General features: G+C 37.2%; 17 protein-coding genes. 4 read left to right on the forward strand and 13 right to left on the reverse strand.

Annotated features, from left to right (window positions below):
* The first annotated feature begins 7 nt into the window (after positions 1 to 7).
* Together CLV48_RS18270 and CLV48_RS18275 are read left to right on the forward strand one after the other, a co-directional pair.
* A complete protein-coding gene (locus tag CLV48_RS18270) occupies positions 8 to 3,214 on the forward strand; it encodes a SusC/RagA family TonB-linked outer membrane protein (protein WP_106568740.1) in 3,207 nt (1,068 codons plus the stop codon).
* 21 nt (positions 3,215 to 3,235) lie between these two features.
* Positions 3,236 to 4,588 (forward strand): RagB/SusD family nutrient uptake outer membrane protein, encoded by a 1,353-nt coding sequence (locus tag CLV48_RS18275; RefSeq protein ID WP_106568741.1) that lies wholly within the window; start codon positions 3,236 to 3,238, stop codon positions 4,586 to 4,588.
* A gap of 113 nt (positions 4,589 to 4,701) precedes the next feature.
* On the opposite strand, the gene CLV48_RS18280 is transcribed toward CLV48_RS18275, so the two are convergent.
* Both CLV48_RS18280 and CLV48_RS18290 read right to left on the reverse strand, forming a co-directional pair.
* Complete coding sequence (locus CLV48_RS18280) at positions 4,702 to 4,941, reverse strand: DUF6520 family protein (RefSeq protein ID WP_106568742.1); 240 nt, start codon at positions 4,939 to 4,941, stop codon at positions 4,702 to 4,704.
* Between the two features lie 184 nt (positions 4,942 to 5,125).
* Positions 5,126 to 5,587, reverse strand: a complete 462-nt coding sequence (locus CLV48_RS18290; RefSeq protein WP_106568744.1) for a MauE/DoxX family redox-associated membrane protein — start codon at positions 5,585 to 5,587, stop codon at positions 5,126 to 5,128.
* Positions 5,588 to 5,817: 230 nt separating this feature from the next.
* On the opposite strand from CLV48_RS18290, the gene CLV48_RS18295 reads away from it, so the two are divergent.
* Entirely contained in the window at positions 5,818 to 6,417 is a 600-nt protein-coding gene (locus CLV48_RS18295) for a Crp/Fnr family transcriptional regulator (RefSeq protein ID WP_106568745.1), read from the forward strand.
* A 224-nt stretch (positions 6,418 to 6,641) separates the two neighbouring features.
* Positions 6,642 to 8,189 (forward strand): terpene synthase family protein, encoded by a 1,548-nt coding sequence (locus CLV48_RS18300; protein WP_106568746.1) that lies wholly within the window; start codon positions 6,642 to 6,644, stop codon positions 8,187 to 8,189.
* Between the two features lie 436 nt (positions 8,190 to 8,625).
* On the opposite strand, the gene CLV48_RS18305 is transcribed toward CLV48_RS18300, so the two are convergent.
* The 11 genes from CLV48_RS18305 to CLV48_RS18350 form a co-directional block, all read right to left on the reverse strand.
* Positions 8,626 to 9,843: a hypothetical protein gene (locus CLV48_RS18305; RefSeq protein WP_106568747.1), complete on the reverse strand. Its 1,218-nt coding sequence runs from the start codon at positions 9,841 to 9,843 to the stop codon at positions 8,626 to 8,628.
* 6 nt (positions 9,844 to 9,849) lie between these two features.
* Positions 9,850 to 10,662 carry a wbuO protein gene (locus tag CLV48_RS18310; protein ID WP_211299973.1) on the reverse strand — a complete coding sequence of 271 codons (813 nt, stop codon included), beginning with the start codon at positions 10,660 to 10,662 and terminating at the stop codon, positions 9,850 to 9,852.
* Positions 10,655 to 11,332, reverse strand: coding sequence for an HAD-IB family phosphatase (locus CLV48_RS18315; protein ID WP_170069053.1), 678 nt, complete (start codon positions 11,330 to 11,332; stop codon positions 10,655 to 10,657). Before CLV48_RS18315 ends, CLV48_RS18310 begins: the two co-directional genes overlap by 8 nt.
* Positions 11,319 to 12,503, reverse strand: a complete 1,185-nt coding sequence (locus tag CLV48_RS20610) for a glycosyltransferase family protein (RefSeq protein WP_170069054.1) — start codon at positions 12,501 to 12,503, stop codon at positions 11,319 to 11,321. The genes CLV48_RS18315 and CLV48_RS20610 overlap by 14 nt, the downstream gene beginning before the upstream one ends.
* A gap of 15 nt (positions 12,504 to 12,518) precedes the next feature.
* Positions 12,519 to 13,646: a glycosyltransferase gene (locus CLV48_RS18320; RefSeq protein ID WP_106568750.1), complete on the reverse strand. Its 1,128-nt coding sequence runs from the start codon at positions 13,644 to 13,646 to the stop codon at positions 12,519 to 12,521.
* 22 nt (positions 13,647 to 13,668) lie between these two features.
* Positions 13,669 to 14,847 (reverse strand): glycosyltransferase, encoded by a 1,179-nt coding sequence (locus CLV48_RS18325; RefSeq protein ID WP_106568751.1) that lies wholly within the window; start codon positions 14,845 to 14,847, stop codon positions 13,669 to 13,671.
* Between the two features lies 1 nt (position 14,848).
* Complete coding sequence (locus CLV48_RS18330) at positions 14,849 to 15,799, reverse strand: glycosyltransferase family 2 protein (protein ID WP_106568752.1); 951 nt, start codon at positions 15,797 to 15,799, stop codon at positions 14,849 to 14,851.
* A 27-nt stretch (positions 15,800 to 15,826) separates the two neighbouring features.
* Positions 15,827 to 16,786 carry a glycosyltransferase family 2 protein gene (locus CLV48_RS18335; protein WP_342748308.1) on the reverse strand — a complete coding sequence of 320 codons (960 nt, stop codon included), beginning with the start codon at positions 16,784 to 16,786 and terminating at the stop codon, positions 15,827 to 15,829.
* 36 nt (positions 16,787 to 16,822) lie between these two features.
* Complete coding sequence (locus CLV48_RS18340) at positions 16,823 to 17,686, reverse strand: glycosyltransferase family 2 protein (RefSeq protein ID WP_106568754.1); 864 nt, start codon at positions 17,684 to 17,686, stop codon at positions 16,823 to 16,825.
* Positions 17,683 to 18,651, reverse strand: coding sequence for a glycosyltransferase family 2 protein (locus tag CLV48_RS18345; RefSeq protein WP_106568755.1), 969 nt, complete (start codon positions 18,649 to 18,651; stop codon positions 17,683 to 17,685). The genes CLV48_RS18340 and CLV48_RS18345 overlap by 4 nt, the downstream gene beginning before the upstream one ends.
* A 74-nt stretch (positions 18,652 to 18,725) precedes the next feature.
* Positions 18,726 to 19,544, reverse strand: a complete 819-nt coding sequence (locus CLV48_RS18350; protein ID WP_106568756.1) for a hypothetical protein — start codon at positions 19,542 to 19,544, stop codon at positions 18,726 to 18,728.
* Positions 19,545 to 19,551: the final 7 nt, after the last annotated feature.

Below are 19,551 nucleotides of genomic sequence, written 5' to 3' on the forward strand. Positions count from 1 at the left end.
AATATCAATGAAACAGATTCTACTATTAAGCTTGTTTTTGAGCTTTCTGGGCTGCAGCATTCTTTTAGCCCAAACAAACAGATCAGTGACCGGAACGGTCAAAGATGCCAATGATGGGAACCCAATCCCTGGAGTAATAATAAAAGTTAAAAATGAAACCAGAGCAACCATCTCCGATGAAAAAGGACGGTTTTCCTTAGCTATAGAGGACAGTTATGAATTCCTGGAATTATCCTACATCGGCTATGCCAGGCAACAGGTCAGGATTCCAAATGACCTTTCCAAAATGCTTGAGATCAATTTGGCACGAGAGGATATGGACCTGGTTGAGGTGGAGGTCTACAGCACAGGATTTCAGGAACTCAGCAAAGAAAGGGCTACAGGTTCCTTTGTGGCTTTGGATAGAGAACTTGTGAACAGAAGGGTAAGCACAGGCATCTTAGATAGGCTGGAAGATGTAACTTCGGGACTGATTTTCAACAGGGCCGGAAGCCTTAGCGATCCCATCAGTATAAGGGGAAGGAGTACCATCTTTGCCAACACCAGGCCACTGATTGTCATTGACAACTTCCCTTATGACGGACCTATAGAAAACATCAATCCAAACGACGTGGAAAGCATCACGGTACTCAGGGATGCGGCAGCTGCCTCCATCTGGGGAGCAAGGGCAGGAAACGGTGTTATCGTGATCACTACCAAATCAGGCAGCAAAGTTACCGGTATGAGGGCCAGTGTCAATATGAACACCAATATCATCGAGGTTCCTGACCTCTTTTACAGGCCCAGGATGTCAGCGTCCCAGATGATTGAGGTAGAGGATCTTCTATTCAGGAGAGGTAGCTTCAACAGCGCTGAAAACTCACCGAACCGTACTGCATTGTCCTATGGGGTTGAAGCCATGATCGCCCAAAGAGAGGGAAGGATTTCCGAGGAGGAGAAAAATCGGCTTCTATCAGACTTTAGTACACATGATATCAGAAACGACCTCACCAAATACTTTTACAGAAACCAGGTCAACAAGCAGTTTTCCTTTGATATCAACGGCTCCACAGACCTGGTCAACTATATTTTCTCAGCAGGCTATGACCATAATACTGAAGAAGTAACAGGAAATGACAATTCCCGCCTTACACTGAATTCAAAGAACACATGGACCCTTCTCAGCGGAAAAATGAGGCTAAGTACCGGTATGTATTATTCCCAGACTGTCCGGAATGTCGGGACCGAACTGCCCAATGTGCTGGACTATTCTATCTACGACAGACTGGTTTCCCCATCAGGCGAAGCACTGCCCATTACAAGGACTTACAGTACCCGCTTTCTTGAAACTGTTGAAAACAATGTTCCAGGCATGTTAGACTGGCGGTACCGGCCCGTAGATGAAATAGGAATGTTGGACCACAGAAATGGATTCAATGATCTTAGGCTGAATGCAGGGCTGCACTATGACCTCACAAAAGGGCTGCAAATTGAAGTACTCCACCAGTTCTGGAAAGGGAACGGTGCTATGGAAAACTACAGTCCCCAAATTTCATTTTTCACTAGAGACCTGATCAACAGATTTACCCAAATGGGTCCCGGAGGCAACCTCACATACCCAGTGCCTGTGGGAAGTATTCTTGATTGGGGAATCACAGAATCCCAAAGCCACAACTTCAGAAGCCAGATCAGATACCATAAGGAAATAAAGGACCATGAACTGAATTTCCTTGGTGGATTTGAAGCCAAAGACCTCAAAAGTGAAGGAAGGAACAGCCGCATCTATGGATACAGAAGGGAAAACGGAACCTCCCAGTTTGTTGACAATGCCACCCTGTTCAGGACTTTTCATAATCCTAACATGATACAAAGAATCCCTCCCGGAGAATCCATTTCCGGTATGGTGGAAAGGTATATATCCTATTATGCCAACGCGGCCTATCATTTCCGAAAAAAATATGGGCTGACAGCATCCGCCAGAAGGGATGCCTCCAATCTTTTCGGAGTTAATACCAACCAGCGATCCGTTCCATTATGGTCTGTTGGAGGAAGCTGGATCATGTCTGAGGAAACTTTTCTCAGAGCATCCTGGATAGATTATCTGAAGCTTAGAACTACATTCGGATTCAATGGTAATGTGGACAGAACCCTGTCTTCATTTACCACAGCCACTTATATGGCCGGTTCCATCAACAGAATGACAGGCCTACCCTTTGCAAGGATTACCAACCCTCCGAATCCCAATCTCCGCTGGGAAAAAATCGGTATCCTCAATTTTGGATTGGACTTTTCACTGGTCCGTGACAGATTTTCTGGAAGCCTGGAATTTTACAGAAAAACAGGGGAAGACCTAATAGGGACTGTACCCATGCCCACTTCTACTGGGGTGGTCAATTTCCGGGGTAATTTTGCTGATACCAGAACGATGGGTGCTGACCTGATATTGAGAACTGAAATCTTAAGAACTACCGGTTTTGGTTGGACTTCCAATCTTCTGGCCAGCCATGTTTACGAAAAGGTGACGGGATATGAAACACAGGCAGTACCGATACAGGTCCTGACTTTTGGAGGAGGAACGGGACTTCCTGCCCCTGTTCAGGGAAGGCCACTTATTGCTATATACAGTTATAAATCAGCTGGGTTGGACCCTGATACAGGAATGCCGAGAGGTTACCTTAACGGTGAGCCGAGCACCAACTACCCAAGCATTTTGGGAACAACAGGAATTGATGATCTGATATACCATGGTCCCTCAAGACCAGTACACTTTGGTGCATGGAGAAATGATTTCAGTTACCGCTCTTTCAGCCTCTCGGTCAATATCTCTTACAGGCTTGGCTATTATTTCCGAAGGGAATCTGTGAACTATGGAGAACTTCTTGCAGGAAGGATTTCTCATAGTGATTACGGTTTGAGATGGCAAAACCCAGGGGATGAACTCTCTACAGTGATTCCAGCATTCCCGACTGTGCCAAATTTAAACAGAGACCGGTTCTTCCAGTTTTCAGAAGATCTTGTAGAAAGGGGTGATAATATCCGGTTGCAGGACATCAGGCTAGGATATAGACTAAATCTGAAAAAACAGTCTTCAAAATTACCTTCAGGAATTGAGGTGTATTCATACTTCAACAATATCGCCCTTCTCTGGAAGGCAACCGACCAACCGGTTGACCCGGACTTCCCACTCATGCGGCCACAGAGAAGTATTGCGTTTGGACTCCGCATTGATTTGTAATTACCTATAAAAATTTTGAAAATGATGAACAGAATATTCAAAAACAGACTTTTACTCTTGCTCTTGATAGGTTTGGGAGCATGTGATGGCTTTTTGGATGAAAAGCCAAATGTATCACTGGTAGTCCCTACAAGCCTGGATGATCTGCAGGCTTTGCTTGACAATACAGACCAGGCAATGAACGAACATGGTCAGTTTCCACTGCTCAGATCTGATGAATTTGTAGCAGATGAATCACTTGTAGATGCAGAACTTGAAATGTTAAGGAATGTGTACCTCTGGGAGCCAAATCCATACTCACAGGATGATCTTGTCATGGACTGGACCCGTCCATTCAATCAGATCCTGATTACAAATATAGTTTTGGAAAAAGCCGGAAGGATTCAACCATCTACGAGTAGAGAGACAGAAAGAAAAGCCCAATTGATGGGATCAGCATATTTCTTCAGGGCACTTGCCAATTTTACACTAGCTCAGGTTTTTGCCCCTGCATTCAGGCCCAATGGTAACAATAATTCCCTATGCTTTCCTCTGAGGGATACAGCAGATCCTAATACATCATTTGGACTTTCCACTACAGCTGAGGCCTATGATTTTATTATAACGGATTTGGAAAAAGCCTTGGAATTGCTTCCCCAATCAAGTGAACTGCCCACAAGACCAAATTTGATTTCTGCGAGGGCACTTTTGGCAAGAATTTACCTATCAATGGGTATTTACGACAAAGCAGGAGAATATGCAGAGTTGGTATTGGCTGAAAAAAGTGACCTGAAAGACTTCAATGAAATTACTGTCTCTGGAATAAATCCGTTTGCGAGATTCAATAAAGAAACCATCTTTTACTCCCAGTTTGCATTTTCGGGTTTTACTTTCAGCCAGCTATTTAAGGTGAGTGATGAGTTTCTGTCTTTATATAATGAAGATGATCTCAGACTGCCCCTTTATTTCATCCGCAGGCCTGGTGGATGGAAAAACTTTATCGGCCATTACTCCGGATCCATTGAATATTTTTCAGGAATTACCACAGCAGAAATGTACCTGATTGCTGCTGAGTCAGCTGTAAGAAACGGAAACCTGGCTAAAGCGAGGAATCTTTTCGCTCTTTTGGCAGGAAAAAGGATGCGCAATGGATTGGTCCCTGATTTATCAAGTCTTTCAGATGAGGGGCTGCTGTCAGAAATACTTGACGAAAGAAAAAGAGAACTCTTCGGAAGGGGGCTCAGGTGGTCTGATCTAAAGAGGCTTAACCTAGAAGAAAGATTTGAAGTAACATTTGTCAGGAAATATAGAGAAACCACAATTTCCATTCCACCCAATGATAGCCGTTACGTCTCCGTTATCCCGCCGAGAGAAATTGAACTGGAATCATTTTAAGGCAGAATGAGTACTCTCAATCCAATTAATAAAAAAAATGTACCGACAAAAAAAGTAAACCAAACTAATTTTACAAAGAGGCTGCCGACTATGCTGGCAGCCTCAATTACATGTTAAGGGATCAGGCTAAACCTTCCCATTTGGGCAGGAATAGTAAGTTCCGGATCCTGATATGTACAGATTTCATTTTGGGGATTATCACAACGATAATTCAAACCTGACACATCTTCAACTACCCCATTGATTTCCTGATACAATGGAGTGGAATCTAAAGGCTTAGTAAAAGCAAACGCAAATACCGCTGCCAATACAAATACCCCTGCGCGTAGCAGGTTTTTGATCTGATTTTTCATAATTTTGATTGTTTAATATAGTTAAAGTAATTCCGGTCGTTTTGATCCTGACCTATTGATCTTTGGAGAGGAACGGCCGGTCCCCTCACTCCCCTATCCCCTACCTGGTAAATGATCCGGAAGATTTTTTCTATCTTAAGTCTTATGTCTTGCGTCTTGTGTCTTATGTCTTGCGTCTCATGTCTCATGTCTCGCTTCTCGTCTCTCGCTTCTTCAACCATACTCCCCAAACCCCCATCACTAAAACCACCAAATTAAACCCCAGATGCTCCCACCAGCCCAAACTGTTCAACACCCCTCCACAGCTACAGGGAACCCTTCCAAATACACCCGTAAGTACCATACCAATGTAACCGGTAAATAAAGTCATCAATATCACTGACAACCATAACCCTAAATACCTCCACCTGGACACCAAAAGCATCATAGACACCATAACCTCCAAAGGAGGAAGCCCATATAAAATCACATCTGCCATCCATATAGGAAATACCTGATTGTATAATGCGGCCTTGGTCCCATGCCAGTCCAACCATTTGCTGAGCCCTGTATAGGCAAACAGTGCTGATAGCATCAGACATATCACTTCAAGCTGCCAAGTAGCAGCATTCGGTTTAATTTTTAGTTTAGTGATGGAATGCCACATGTTTTACAGTCTTTAAGTAACACTAAATTAGAGACCTGAAAATCCAAGTCAAAAAGCCTGTGTGACAAAAGTCACATAAAGAGATTTTGTGATTTTTGCCTCAGTTTTATTAAAAACACTGCTTAAAAAACAGGATCTGTCGCTTTTTTAAAGCCAAATTTCAAAAAGTCCCAAATGGGACCTCCCTTCAAGCCACATCCTAATTATATTCAGGGGAAAATCGTTTTACCATGGTATTGTATAAAAGAAGGCTTCAGCTCAGATTATATATGCTCCATCATAAGCTCCCCATGGATCCTTTATGCAGATTCATGATGGAATATGCTTTGCCGGTTAATTTCAAAAAAGAGGAGTCAATTAAAATGCCCGGAAATAAAGAAATGATCTATTTCATCAATAAAGGACAGGCAATTGCCTATTCCCAATCTAATCAATTTCAATCTTGGGTAAGGTTGATAGGCCCGAACAGTTTCTTTTATGATTTTCAAATAGATACAGAGCACAGGTTTCAGTTACTCAAATGGGAAGCACTCAGTCCTTTGGAGATCCTGGCCATTCCCTTTCATGCACTCCAATCCAATATGAACAACTTTCCCAATCAGTGGGGAAAATTCATCAGCCATCTACATCAAGTAGATCATGAAAGAATCGAACAGATGGCAAATCTGACTTCCTTAAAAAATCAGGAAAAAGTGGACTATATGGAAAACAACCTTCCCCAAATTTTCATTCAGACAAAATATGAGCATCTGGCAAAGTTTCTTGGCATGAGCAGAGAATCACTAAACCGGATTATTAGCAAAAAAAATAACTGTCCTTCCATTTTTTAACTATTTCTAGACAAAATCTGTCGCTTTTTTTACCATTTTCTTGATTTTTTCACCAATACTTATTGACTTATTTATTTTTAGTTTTATAGATTTAATCGATTAGTTTCTGTTCCACCTTATTGAACTTACGCATTTAGTGACTTTCTAAAAGAAAACCATGGGAATTTTTTTGTTTCCAAGGGTATACTTTTAACCAATTACTGTATATCTAAATGTGAAAGGACATGAAAAAAAGTAATGAAACGCTGATTGAGCTGAAGGACATTCTTGATAAAAAAATTCTACTTCCCATTGAGCATTATCAGAAATTGCTACCACTGGCAACCTTCCATACATTCAAGAAAAATGAACTCATAAGAGAAGAGTTGCTGGCTGAAAATGAAGCCCATTTCATAATTGAGGGCTGTATGGCACTTTTCGATGACCAAAAAATAATCAGGCCCTTTTTCAAAGGACAAATCGGCTTTGATGCTGAAGCCTTTTACCAAAACCAATTAAGCCGCTATAAATTAATTGCTTTGAGAGACACCAAAACCCTTGCTGTTTCAAAAGAACAGGAACATAAAATTCTTGCTGAAATCCCCGAATTATCCACACTTTCGCAGATTCTCAGGCAACAATCCAAGAAAGACAATGAATTATGGATGAAAATCTCCCAGATGCACTATAAGTCCGCCATCCCTTTGCTTTCGGAAATTATGGGGGAAAGCCTCAGTGCTCTTTCCAGAAAACATTTGGCGGAATTGCTAGGGGTAAACGCAAGAACAATTGACCGGTTCAATAAAAAAATTTATCAGAACAAAGAAAGTATTCCGATAAAAACAAGAAACCGTGAAATCTTCAATTACCCATTCTCTTCCGAAATCCATCCTGAACATGAATTTATTTCTAACCTTAATTGGGATTGGTTGGGGCAAATGAAATTACTCACCACTAACAGGGATAAGGCCAAATTCCAAAAAATGCAATTACATGCCCTTGCATGCAGGCTTTTCCCTGAAGCAAGTTTTGAAGCGGTCAACTGGATATCGAAGCTATTCGTGCTTTTCTTTATGCTCGATGATTATACTGACAAACTCCCTCCGGGAAAAAAAGCGGAGTTTTGGATGGCAGCCCTCAACTATCTGCTGATCATAACTTTGAACTTGCCAACCAAAGATGAATTGGATCTTCAAGACCCCTTCAAAAAATCCATAAAATATTTATGGAACAATCTCAAAATCCATGCTTCAGATCAAAGCCTTAACCATATCAAGGTAGCCTGGAGTACTTATTTCAAATCATGCATCTGGGAGGCCTCCAATATGGATAAGAATGCCGTACCATCCATGGAACATTATTTACAGCAAAGACCCTTATTTTCAGGTGGCAATCTGGCGCTACAATTGATTCCCTTTACAATGGAAGACACACAGCCCCACATTTACAAATTATGGCCAAGTTTACAGGAATACCTGAACCTGGCCTCACGCCTTATTTTTATTTCCAATGATCTCTTGTCTTTCGAAAAAGAAATGAAACTGAAGGATCCACACAATTGGGTTTATCTGCATATGTATCATTTTGGCTGGAATGAAAACGAAGCCAAAAAACACGTACTATACATCCACGACAGGACATTGGAGGCCTTTTTAAAATTGGACAAACAGTATTTCGAAAATTACCTTCCCGAAAACCAAATTCTTCTAAGTATCATCAAGAAGATCAAATACCAGGTTTCCGGCGCAGTAGCGTGGTCAGTTACAGACACCTACAGGTACCTGAATTACTGAAAAAAAAAAACAATCACCCAGCAATTTGATTTCAGGTGTTTTTCATCGGCAGGAGGCCTATTGTCCCCAAAATCACAAGCAAATAGACGCATTTTATAAGCATTTTTTTAAGACAGATTATGGACCTAAAGCGATGTGTTATTTATGCCAAGGATATTCAGAGAATGGCAGACAGATCAGAACGGTATTCACAGGATCTGTTGCATAAAATTGGGACATAATTCAATAAAAGCTCCCAAATCAAGAAATGGGCTGGGCATAAAAAAACCCGGAGTTGAAACCCCGGGTTGCCATTGTGATGGTCGCAATTTGCAATCCCTATCCTCGATATAATGGAATTACTACTCACTCTCCATAATTAAAGGAGTTGCTTCACTTCGTTCAGCATGACGGCCAGAGATAAAAAATTTAAAATTCCTCAGTTTACATTCAAAATTCAACCGGCCTTCCTTCCCATCGTCACCTTTCTCTTCTGCGCCTCAGTAATCTTTCTTATTATATATTGCCTTCTCTCCAACAAATGCACCTGATAGATATAGATCAAGAAAATCAGGAAATACACAAAAGTCATATTCTTCATCCTTACTATGATCCCGAAATTACTCATGGCTCCGGCAAAGGCAATGGAAGACAATAAGAAAGTCAAAAACATGATTTTGATGGCATTAGGAGCTTTCTGATAACCCTTTATAGGATTGACTTTTGTAAAAATTATAATCGTCAACAACAAGTAAATCAGATTCTCTATTGAATTGAGAAAACTGGTAAAATTATGGGCATCAAAGAATAAGGGCCTGTAAAGAAACGTAAAAACTTTTAAGGGATAAGGATAACCTGACATATCCACAAAAGATTTTCCATAACTCAAATTCCCACTGGAAGTATTGAATACACTTTCAATGTTTTCCGCATTCAATTCATCAATCTTTAAAAACTTTAAAACTTCATCATAGATTAAAACAAAACCCACCATGGCGATTGCAAAAAAAACGAGTTTATAAGACAAATGGAGCTTACTGTCTATAATCAACATGACAGAGCTGGACAATAAAACGATAAAAGCCATATGTGGGCGTACATGATAGAGCAATACCGCACTCAGAAATACCAAAAACACATATTTTCTTAAATCCCTTATCCCATAAAAAAACATAGCCATAAATAGAAAAACCAAAGAGTCTTTCCCAATTCCCGAAGACCAAAAGTGAAGGCTGGGCAACAAAAGGATATAAGGCCAAATATTAAAACCTTGAAGGCTCACTTTATTGGTTTTTAACAAATCCTGTCCCGCCAAAAACAATAAAATAAAGGCCCAAGCCGAAACACTAGCATATAAAAAAGTACCGGTCCAAAAATCCAAGCCCAACGTTCTGGAGAAAGGATAATTAATAAAAAACACAAAATAATTATGGGTACCATAGGCATCCCACCAAGATTCAAAATTGAAGTGGCGAAATTTATCCCCTAAATTCCAGTAAAAACTGGTATCAGTTCCTTTAGCAAACCACCCATAATAAAATCCTATTAATAAGTGGTAGTGGACCAATAAAAAGGAAAAATTTAATCCTTTTGAATTGGTCCTCTGCCGGACAAACTCACTAATCAATATCAGATTGATCAAGTAAAGAATAACTCCAAAAAAAATATCCGCCATATATTTTTAGGTTATGCTTTCTCTAGAATATTTCCCACTCCCGATCAACATCCAAACTCCCAATCTAAAAATATAAAAATAAGCAATAGAGTAAATCAAGATTGGTGTAAAACTAAACCCACAAGAAATTAAAAAAGAAAAAAGAAGCACAATTGAATAATATTTTACCCTGAAGACATCCAAAGATCCTACTAGTTTTTTTAACCAGCTGATTTTATATTTTGGTTTTACCGCATGTTCTATGGTCCTAAGCACAGGAAAACAGCATAAAACAATCAAATATGGATCAAACCCATGTCCCAAACCCAAATATAGGATAGGAAATACCCAATACTTACTCAGACATAAGAAGAAGTAAGAAATGATATTCCATCTTGAACGAATTACATTATGTAGATAGAAAAAAAACCTCGCAAATATAACTATTGAAACAAACCATACTATTTGTTCAATACTACAAAAATTGAAATGATACAAGCTACTTGTAAATCCCATAAAAATTAAAATCCTGATCCAAGCAATTCTACGGAAATTCTTATTTATTAAATCAATATCCTCTTGGTTAATCCTGAAATTTGGATGTGCTTCCTTCTTTATTGTCAAGGCATCATTTTCCAAATACCCAATCTCATAAATACTTATCCAGGCTACAAATGCCAAAAAAAAGGAAAAGAAATGGGGATTGATTTCAAGCTGATAAAAACCAAAAAGAAAAACCATCAAAAACAACGGATAAATCCATACTAGAGATAATTTCTCTGGAAGACTTTTTAAACGGGAATAAGACAGGTAATAAAAGGGAATAACAAACTTATACATGTAAAATTTCAGCATGTGGATGGGTGGCCAATAAGCTTTCCCATTTTTTTATATTCCGTTTTTTGGAAATCACCAAAGCTTTTTCAGCTAGCGCAATCAATGCAATATCATCCAAATTATCGGTGTACACAAAGAAATGAGCAGTTTGAATATCAAAATACTTTTCAATCAGTCTTATTTTATTTCCCTTTAGGTCTTGGCATAATTTTCCGGAATAAATACCTTCTTCTGATTTTTCTAATATTGAAGCAAAGTATTCTTCCACCTCCAATTCATTAGCAATGGCTTTAATTACTGGTTCCAGAGAGGCGCTTACCAAAACTATCCTCCTATTTTTTTCTTGCGCTTTCTTCAAAATGCTTTGTGTTTTTAAGAACCTTTTTGAATTTAACTCCTCAGACACAAAAAGATTAGCATAACGTTCTAGTTCGTACGCATTTTCATGCTTTAGCATTCCAATCAAAAAAGTTCGTAAATCTGCTTTTATGCCAATCTTAGTTAATGCAATAATAATGGCCTTTCCCGGCAAAGACAATAAAAGCTGAATCAGCCAATACTTGGCCCTATCCTTTTTTCTAAAGTAATATTCCAAAAAACTATAAGTAGTATTGGTATGGTAAAGGGTACCGCAAACATCAAAAACATAAACGCTCTCCTTATCCTTCTCCATATTGCAAAGCTTGGTGATACAAGGCTGCTGATCTCTCCAAAGAAAAATGTTCTTCGGCAAATTGGATAACTTGGTCTCTCCTATCTTGATCCATAAGTTTTTGGATCCATGGAACCAAACTTTCAGCATCCACAGCTTTCATGGTGTCCAAGGAATAGGTAAATTCCTGAGTACCCAAAAGCTCATCCAAATCTCCAATTCCAGGATTATAGATCAAAGGCAATCCTGCACTGAGGTATTCCACCACTTTGATTGGGGCTACTCCCTGCATGGAAAAGCTTGGTTTGCGGAAGGAGATCCCAATATGTGCCTTTGTCAACTCTTCCTTTACTTGCCCTGCAGGAACAGATTTGATCTCCACACTTGAAAATAGCTGTGGATAATGTTGCTGAATATAATTTTGGACTTGCCCAATTTGAAAAGTAAGAATTTTAAATCGGGCATCGGGAAAAGCCTTTTTGATGATTTGAAAGGTTTCCAACATTTCCGCTAACAGATATTGCGGGCCTTTGGACCCCGCATATACTAAGGTAAGTTGTTTTGGTTTGACTACAGAAGGATGATTTTCAATGGGTACAAAAGTACCATTATTTACCACAAACACTTTATCCTTATCAAATCCTTCTCCCCCATTTTGAACAATAATTTCTTTAGCTTTTTGAGTTCTGCAGAGCAGGGAAGCTGCTTGATGATATGCCTGATGCTCCATGTTTTTAAAAAACTGGTACCGCCAAGTCTTTTTAGATAAGCCAGCAAAATCAACCCGCTCTTCTAAAGGAAAGCCATCTGCATCCCATACAAAGCGGAATTTTTGATTTTGACACAAGGCCTTTACAATAAAATAGGCATTGACTGCTCTGGGCATGACAACTTCTATTCCATGCTTTTTTGCATATTTTTTGACCCGATAAATATCCAGGAATTTGGCTTTCAACATTCCCCATAAAGCTGATTTTTGGGAAGAAGGAATACCCAGATAATGAATCCCTTTTGTTGCTAAATCTTCTTTTCTTTGCTTGATTTTTTCTTGTTTGGCAGAAGTAAACTGGATAATATGAAATTCGTATCCATACCTCTCTTTAAGTTTAATAAAAATAGGGGCAAACAGGTTTTCCAGATAAGTCACTTCCGGACCATCCCAACTCAAAAATAAAACTTTTGTAAACCTCAAAATATGGATAGTTTTTCAGGAAATTAATCCCTTTTCCTTTAAGAGTTGTAGGTATAAATTTTCAACCTCTTGGCAGTATCGATCAGCTGTATAATTCACCACGGCCCTTTCATAGCCTTTTTCTCCCATAGATTTCCGTAATTCTGGATCTTCAATCAGGATTTTCAACTTTTCAGCTATTTGATCTGGTGAAAAAGGGGGCACCAAAAATCCTGTCTTTCCATCGATCACAATATCCTGAAGTCCTCCTACCTTAGTGGCAATGACAGGAAGTCTGTGTAGCATTGCTTCAGCCGCTACTAATCCAAAACCTTCATGGACAGAGGGAATACAAAATGCATCCATCAGTGCATAATATTTATGAGGGTTCGCCTGGTAGCCAACAGGAATACACTGATCTACTAACCCTAAATCCGACATCTGACTTTTTAATTTTTCCAAATCAGGCCCGGTTCCAACTAATAACAGTTTAAGATTTTTTTGTTTTAGTAATGAAAATGCAGAAATCAAATCCGAGAACCTTTTGATATGGTCATACACTCTTCCAACAGCTCCAATTACGAAATCCTCTTTTTCAAGATTTAAATCCTGCCTTAATTTTAATAATTCCTTTGATGTATTAGGTTCTGGTATTGCGACACCATTATTGATCAAAACAACCTTCTTTGGTTTTAATTTAACATTTTCCCTTAAAAATTTGAGGACTGAAGGAGAAATTGCCACGACTTTATCAGAGAAAATTGAATACAACCTTTGAAGTATTATAGCTTTTTTCGATCGTGTTTGAGGATCTGAAGTTTCTTCAATTATTTTCACAGGTACTCTGCCAAACACTCCTCCAACAGTCGCCATACTCATTCCTTCGAAGACTGCTCCATGAATAATATGTGGCCTAAAAGACTTTATAATTTGAATTACTTTGCTATATTTTTCAATATGAAATGGATGAGAAAATCCTCCCACAGTAATAATTTCAACTCCTTCATTTTTCAATTCTTCGTAAACAAAACCAAATGCATGAGTACATATAATTTTCACTCCATACTTTTCCTTATCTAACCACCGGACATTCAAAAGTCTCCTTTGTTCCACTCCACCGGAAGCGATAGTTTCCAAACAATACAATATTCTAATTTTCTTCATTAAACTAATAGAAGTATAAAAACTAAGAACCTGGATTAGAGTAAATATTTAATAATCGGTTTGAATAATTTTCAACTGAAAACCTTGTGGATTCAATTTGAGCTCTTTGCCCTAAAACTGTCCTTTGGTCCTTAGAAAGATCAATATAATCGTACAAGGCTTTAAAAATAGAGTATTCATCAAGAGGATCGATTAAAAAAGCAGATTTAGAATTGCCGATAATCTCCAGAGTACCACCAACCTTGGTAACAATAGAAGGTAAACCAACAGACATCGCCTCCACCAAAGAGACAGAGGATCCTTCACTCAGAGAAGGTAACACAAAAACATCTGAATTTTCCAAAAATGGATAGACATTCTCTTGAAATCCCCAGAATTTCACGTTTTCTGTTATACCCAATTCCTTACTCTGATTTTCTAGGCTCTCCCTCAAAGGTCCATCTCCCACAATCCATAATTCTATAGTTTTTTCAGAAAACTCATTGCGTAACCTTGCAAAAGCAGTAATCAACCTATCCAAATTCTTCACAGGCACCAATCTACATGTCGTCACAAACACAAAAGGCTTTCTTTCCTCACTTTCAATTCCATCAGAAACAGCTTCACCAAAAGAAAAAGGCTTTCCTTTGTCAATTCGAACGGAGGCACGGAGAGAGAAATCTAATGAACTGTTCGATAATCTCTTTTCTCTATCCCCTATTTCAACCGGATTATAAACCACCTCCACCTTCTCTTCCTCCACCTCTCCCAATTCCACAATTCTATCCTTCACCGCCTGGGAAATAGCAATGACTTTGGTCGCATTCTTATAAACTAACCTAAAAATATACTTCCAATAAGAATGATGATTGGGGAACCCTATCTCCTCTCCTATCCTAACGGGAACACCTGCTAATCTTGCTGCAATCAATCCATGGAAATTTGCTTCGGCAGCCTGACAATGCACAACATCTGGATTAATCAGTTTAATCAAATCAAGTAATTTAAACACTAAACTAATATTAGGTATCCTTAGATTTTTATTTAAAACTGTAACATTTATACCCTTTATCTGTAATAATTTTGCGCATTTTCCTCCTTTTGATAAAACGATTACCCAAATTTCAATATTTGGTAATGTTTTGAAAGCAGGAAGAGAATTAGCTAGGACTTGTTCAACTCCACCAAAATCAAGTTCTGGAATTACCCTTATTATTCTCACTTTATTTGTAAATGAAACGAAAACAAAACTTCATGTAATTTCTTAAATGGTGACTAAGAAAACCACTTTTTACAAAAGCATTAATAAAAGTTTTCGGAAGCAGGTAAAACAATCGAACCAAAAAATATTTATTAGAAAGTGATCTAATAAATAAAGATAAATCATCAAAATTTTCTTTTGACCTAAATAGAGGGTATAAAGTAAAATAAGTCCATTTTATTTTAAACTTTTTGAAATCCTTAATATCTTCATTCGAATAAGCGGATTGCCAAGGAAAATAATCTTTTTTATGAATTTTATAAATCAAGGTCTCACTTAGTAAGTACTTTTGCTTAGTCGCAGCGTTAAGATCATTTTGATTGTAAAACACAAGTCGATGGGGAATATAAAAAGCTTTCCCGTAATAAAGTATTGCACGGAACCAAACATCTAAATCTTCGCCTAATTTTATTTTTGGATCGAAGCCTGAATTTTTAAAAAAAAAATCTCTTCTTATTGCCGTTGCTGACGTAAAAAAGTAAGTGTATTTGATCGCTTTTTTGAAATAATTTTCAATAGGAAAACAATTTATCTCTAAGGGACATTCCAAATCTTCTAATCTAGACCCATAACTAGAACCAATTATATTGATTTGGGAATTATCTTTTATGAATTTATTCAAACTGCTTAAGTATGTTGAAGCCCAATAATCATCTGCATCTAAAAACGCAACCCAAGGGAATTTAGAATTTGCAATACCTGCATTCCTTGCAGCTGAAACCCCAGAATTAATTTGATTGATCAATTTGATATTATTTCCAAACTTCTTTGAGACCAATTCCACACCTCCATCTGTAGAGCCATCATTGATTACAATAATCTCAAAATCTTTATAATCTTGCTGAAGGACACTATTTATGGCACTTTCTATAAAAGCTACCTTGTTATATAATGGAATGATTACTGAAAACAACTAAAAAGGTATTTATTGTTAATAATTTTATTGAAACAATCGCTTTAATCTAAGAGCATTTTTGAAACCAATAATTTTTGAAACAATTTGAAACTTAGGACCTCCTATATAAGTATTTTCGTAAACTCCCAATTCCTCTATAGACTTCTCAGCCTCCTTTAATAATATGGAAAAATTGGGAAAAACATCGTAAAGAAATTTTTGATAAACTTTTTTAAGGGCAATCCTCACCCGTTTTGAATCTTCAACTGAAAGCACAGCTTTTTGATAACAGTGGTAAGACTCCATCATGGACATTAAAGCCTTTTGTGATTTCTGTTGGCTTACATTTGATTCCCCTGGCATCCTATAATACACCTTGCCTTTAGGTTCAAAGACAATCCCTTGACATTTCACTAAAACTCTACAAAAAAACTCTCCGTCTTGATTAATCTTAAGTCTTTCATTCCATGGCCCCCCTTTCAAGATCAATTCCCGATGGGTTAACCAAGCCGCAGGCTGCATCATTTCCTGATGGTTCCAAGCATGCAGTAACCAATTCAAGCCTGAAGAGAAATCACCAAAAACACCATAAGGTACATGAGTCTGATCCACTAAATCATCTTTAAACATCACCCACTCACAGGAAGCCATAATAGCTGATGACTCTCCTTGAAGCAGCGAAACCTGATTTGCTATTTTATCAGGTGAAAGGATATCATCTGCATCTAAAAACTGGATATATTCTCCCTTAGCCACATTGATGCCTAAGTTAGTCGCAGCTGAAACCCCTTTATTGATTGTATCGATCAATTTTATTTTTTCAGGAAATTGTTTGGCATAGTTTTCCAAAATCGACAGAGAACCATCCGTAGATCCATCATTAATTACTATAATTTCAAGATGGTCATAACTTTGATTCAACGCGGAATCAAGTGTTTGCTTAACAAAATCTACTTTGTTAAAAACAGGAATAATAATTGAAACGAGCGGTTTTATATTTTTAATTTTTAAAAATTATAAGTAGATAAAATTTAGTTAATCTCAACGTTTGGGCTCTCCTCCACCAACCAAATGAAAATATTCCTGAAGGGCTCCTTTATTAATTTCATGACATATACTTAGAATAGCAAAAGACTCATTTGGAGAAAGTGTCACAATTTTTTTTAAAGCAAATCGATACCTTCTAACAAAAAAATCTAAAATATATTTTCTAAATCCTTTTTTGTTTTCTTTAAATCTCCTTGTATAGGTTCCTCCAATTACCCTTCTATATTTATCTACGAGTTCTTTACTTTGATACCTTGCAGGATGGTAAACTTTTACTTCAGGAGAAAAAACAACTTTATATTTTCCAGAAATTTTACCTGACAAATCTGTATCTCCATTAGATCTTAGTTCTGAATTGAAGCCTCCAAACTCTTGAATCACGGATGTACGGGAAAACCAATTTGCTGTAATAGCAAAACCGTCTTTAGCATATTGTTCTGTTTTAAACGCTGTATATTTTTCATAAATTTCTGATGGCGATAACTTTTTTGGATCTTTGAAAAAAAGTGGAATTGGCCCGGTTAATACTCCAATTTCTCTTTTTAAATCTCTATCAAAAAATTCTTTTGCCTTTAATAACCAGTTCTTGTCAGGCAAACAATCTGCATCAGTAAATGCTAAAATTTCACCTTTCGACTTCTCAATCCCTTTATTTCTAGCCGCATATGAACCTTGCTGACCTTCGGAGGTAACAATTAAATTCAATCCATCAACTTGGACGTTAATCTCACAAGAAGGATAATTATTTACAACAATTACTTCGAATTTTGATTTTTCTAAAGATTGCGAAGACAAAGATTGAAGACATTTATTTAGCCTTTCATTATCTTGAAAAGTGGGAATTATTACTGATATCATTTGAACGCTTTTCTCAATTTCAACTTCAAATAAATTGCTTTTTCCAAACCTATAAACTGCGCAAAAAACAAAAGCTTAGAATCAAAAAAAACATAAGGCCGTTTTTTTCCACTCAAAGATTTTATTTTTTCAAAAGCTCTGCAACATAATTCCGGGCTAATAGCATTCATTCGATAAATAAAATGTTCATAATTTTTAATTAGTGCTTTTTTTGTTTTTGGTGAACTACAAAAATTTAATATCAAGTTTTGATAATTTTCGAAGGTTTTAAAAAGTGATTTCGCCGAATCAAAATTCTTTGTGGTGATAATGTTATTATATCTTGGCTTTCGATAATAACCTAAAGAGTCATTTACAAAAACTACTTTTGAACTGTTAGCAACTACCCTTGAAAAAAAATCACCATCTTGATTCAGTGTAAGATTTTCATCCCACAGACCTGTCGCATTAATAATTAGCTTTGATGTCAACCAAGCAAATGAAGCAATCATTTGTTGTTTAGTCCATAATTCAATTAATAATTCAAATGGTTTTAAATGTTCTCTATAAAATGAAAAATTTTCAGAGTCCAAGTCACCAATCACATCATCAAAATATTCCCATCTACCAAATACTAAAACATCTTTTGGTTGACTTTTTAATACTTCAAACTGAAATTCAATCTTTTGTGAATCCAAAATATCATCAGCATCCAGAAATTGGATGTACTCACCTTTGCTTACCTGAATTCCAATGTTTCGTGCATGACAAGCACCTTTATTAGTCTGTTGGATTAATTTAACCTTTGATGGGTATCTTAACGCTAAATCTTTAAGTATTTCTGTTGAACCATCTGTTGAACCGTCATCAATTAAAAGTATTTCTAAATTATCATAGGTTTGGTTTAATACAGAATTAACTGCTTCCTCAACAAAATCCTTTTTATTAAATACAGGGATAATAACTGAAACTAAGGGTAACATCATAAAGAACAATCAGATTACAAACTAAAAATTAGATTTTATAATTTTTTCAGCTAGTATTTCGTCATGACAAAACTTTATTTATGAATCAAATAAGCCAATGATTTTCCCTTTTTTTCGAACTTACCAACCATACTCACAAATGGAAAGCCAGCATATATCAAATCATTTGCAACTATCCCTTCTTCGGGAGTAACCAAATCATATTTATGTGCTTTATAACCCTTTTCTAACTTTCTGGAAATCCGATAAAGCGCATAGTAATACCAATTGGCTATCCAAAACGGAATGATACCGTCCCAAATAGAATTTTGAGGGTAATATTTTTGCTTCATAATATAGTTAAACACCTGCATATCATAATTCCCATCATCCCCAAGTTCAGAAAACAGTTCGGTCATCTCTTGATAGATTTTTTCAATGACTTCTTTCTTCCCTCCTAGTGTTCCTGGAGTCAATAAAGGATAATTAAAAAAGCTAACAGGTAAGCGTCCTTTGAATTTACTATTAAAACTAAAAAGGGCTTTTAGGCCCCATTTACCGGTTTTCCAATACTTCCGCTGTCCCCTTCCGACAAATAATTTATCTGAATCTGACTCAAATAGTTCCAAAGGGTTTTTGTTAACGATCACATCATTGATATCTGTGGAAACCACAAAGGCATCGGCCTTCAATTTCTTTACAAATTCATAAAATATAAAAAACCGTTCATCATTCAAGGAATGAGGCCCCAATTGGCACCTAACAAATGAAATTTTTTCAGTGGTATATTTTTTTTCAAACGCTTCTGAAATCGTATCACAAAATATTATTGCCCTTAATCCTAACTCTTCTATACTTTCATACCAATTTCTAAAATATTCAAAGTTATCACCAGCTTGCTGGATTTTGCGCATGGGATCA

This window comes from Cecembia rubra (genome assembly GCF_003014575.1).
Taxonomy (GTDB): domain Bacteria; phylum Bacteroidota; class Bacteroidia; order Cytophagales; family Cyclobacteriaceae; genus Cecembia_A; species Cecembia_A rubra.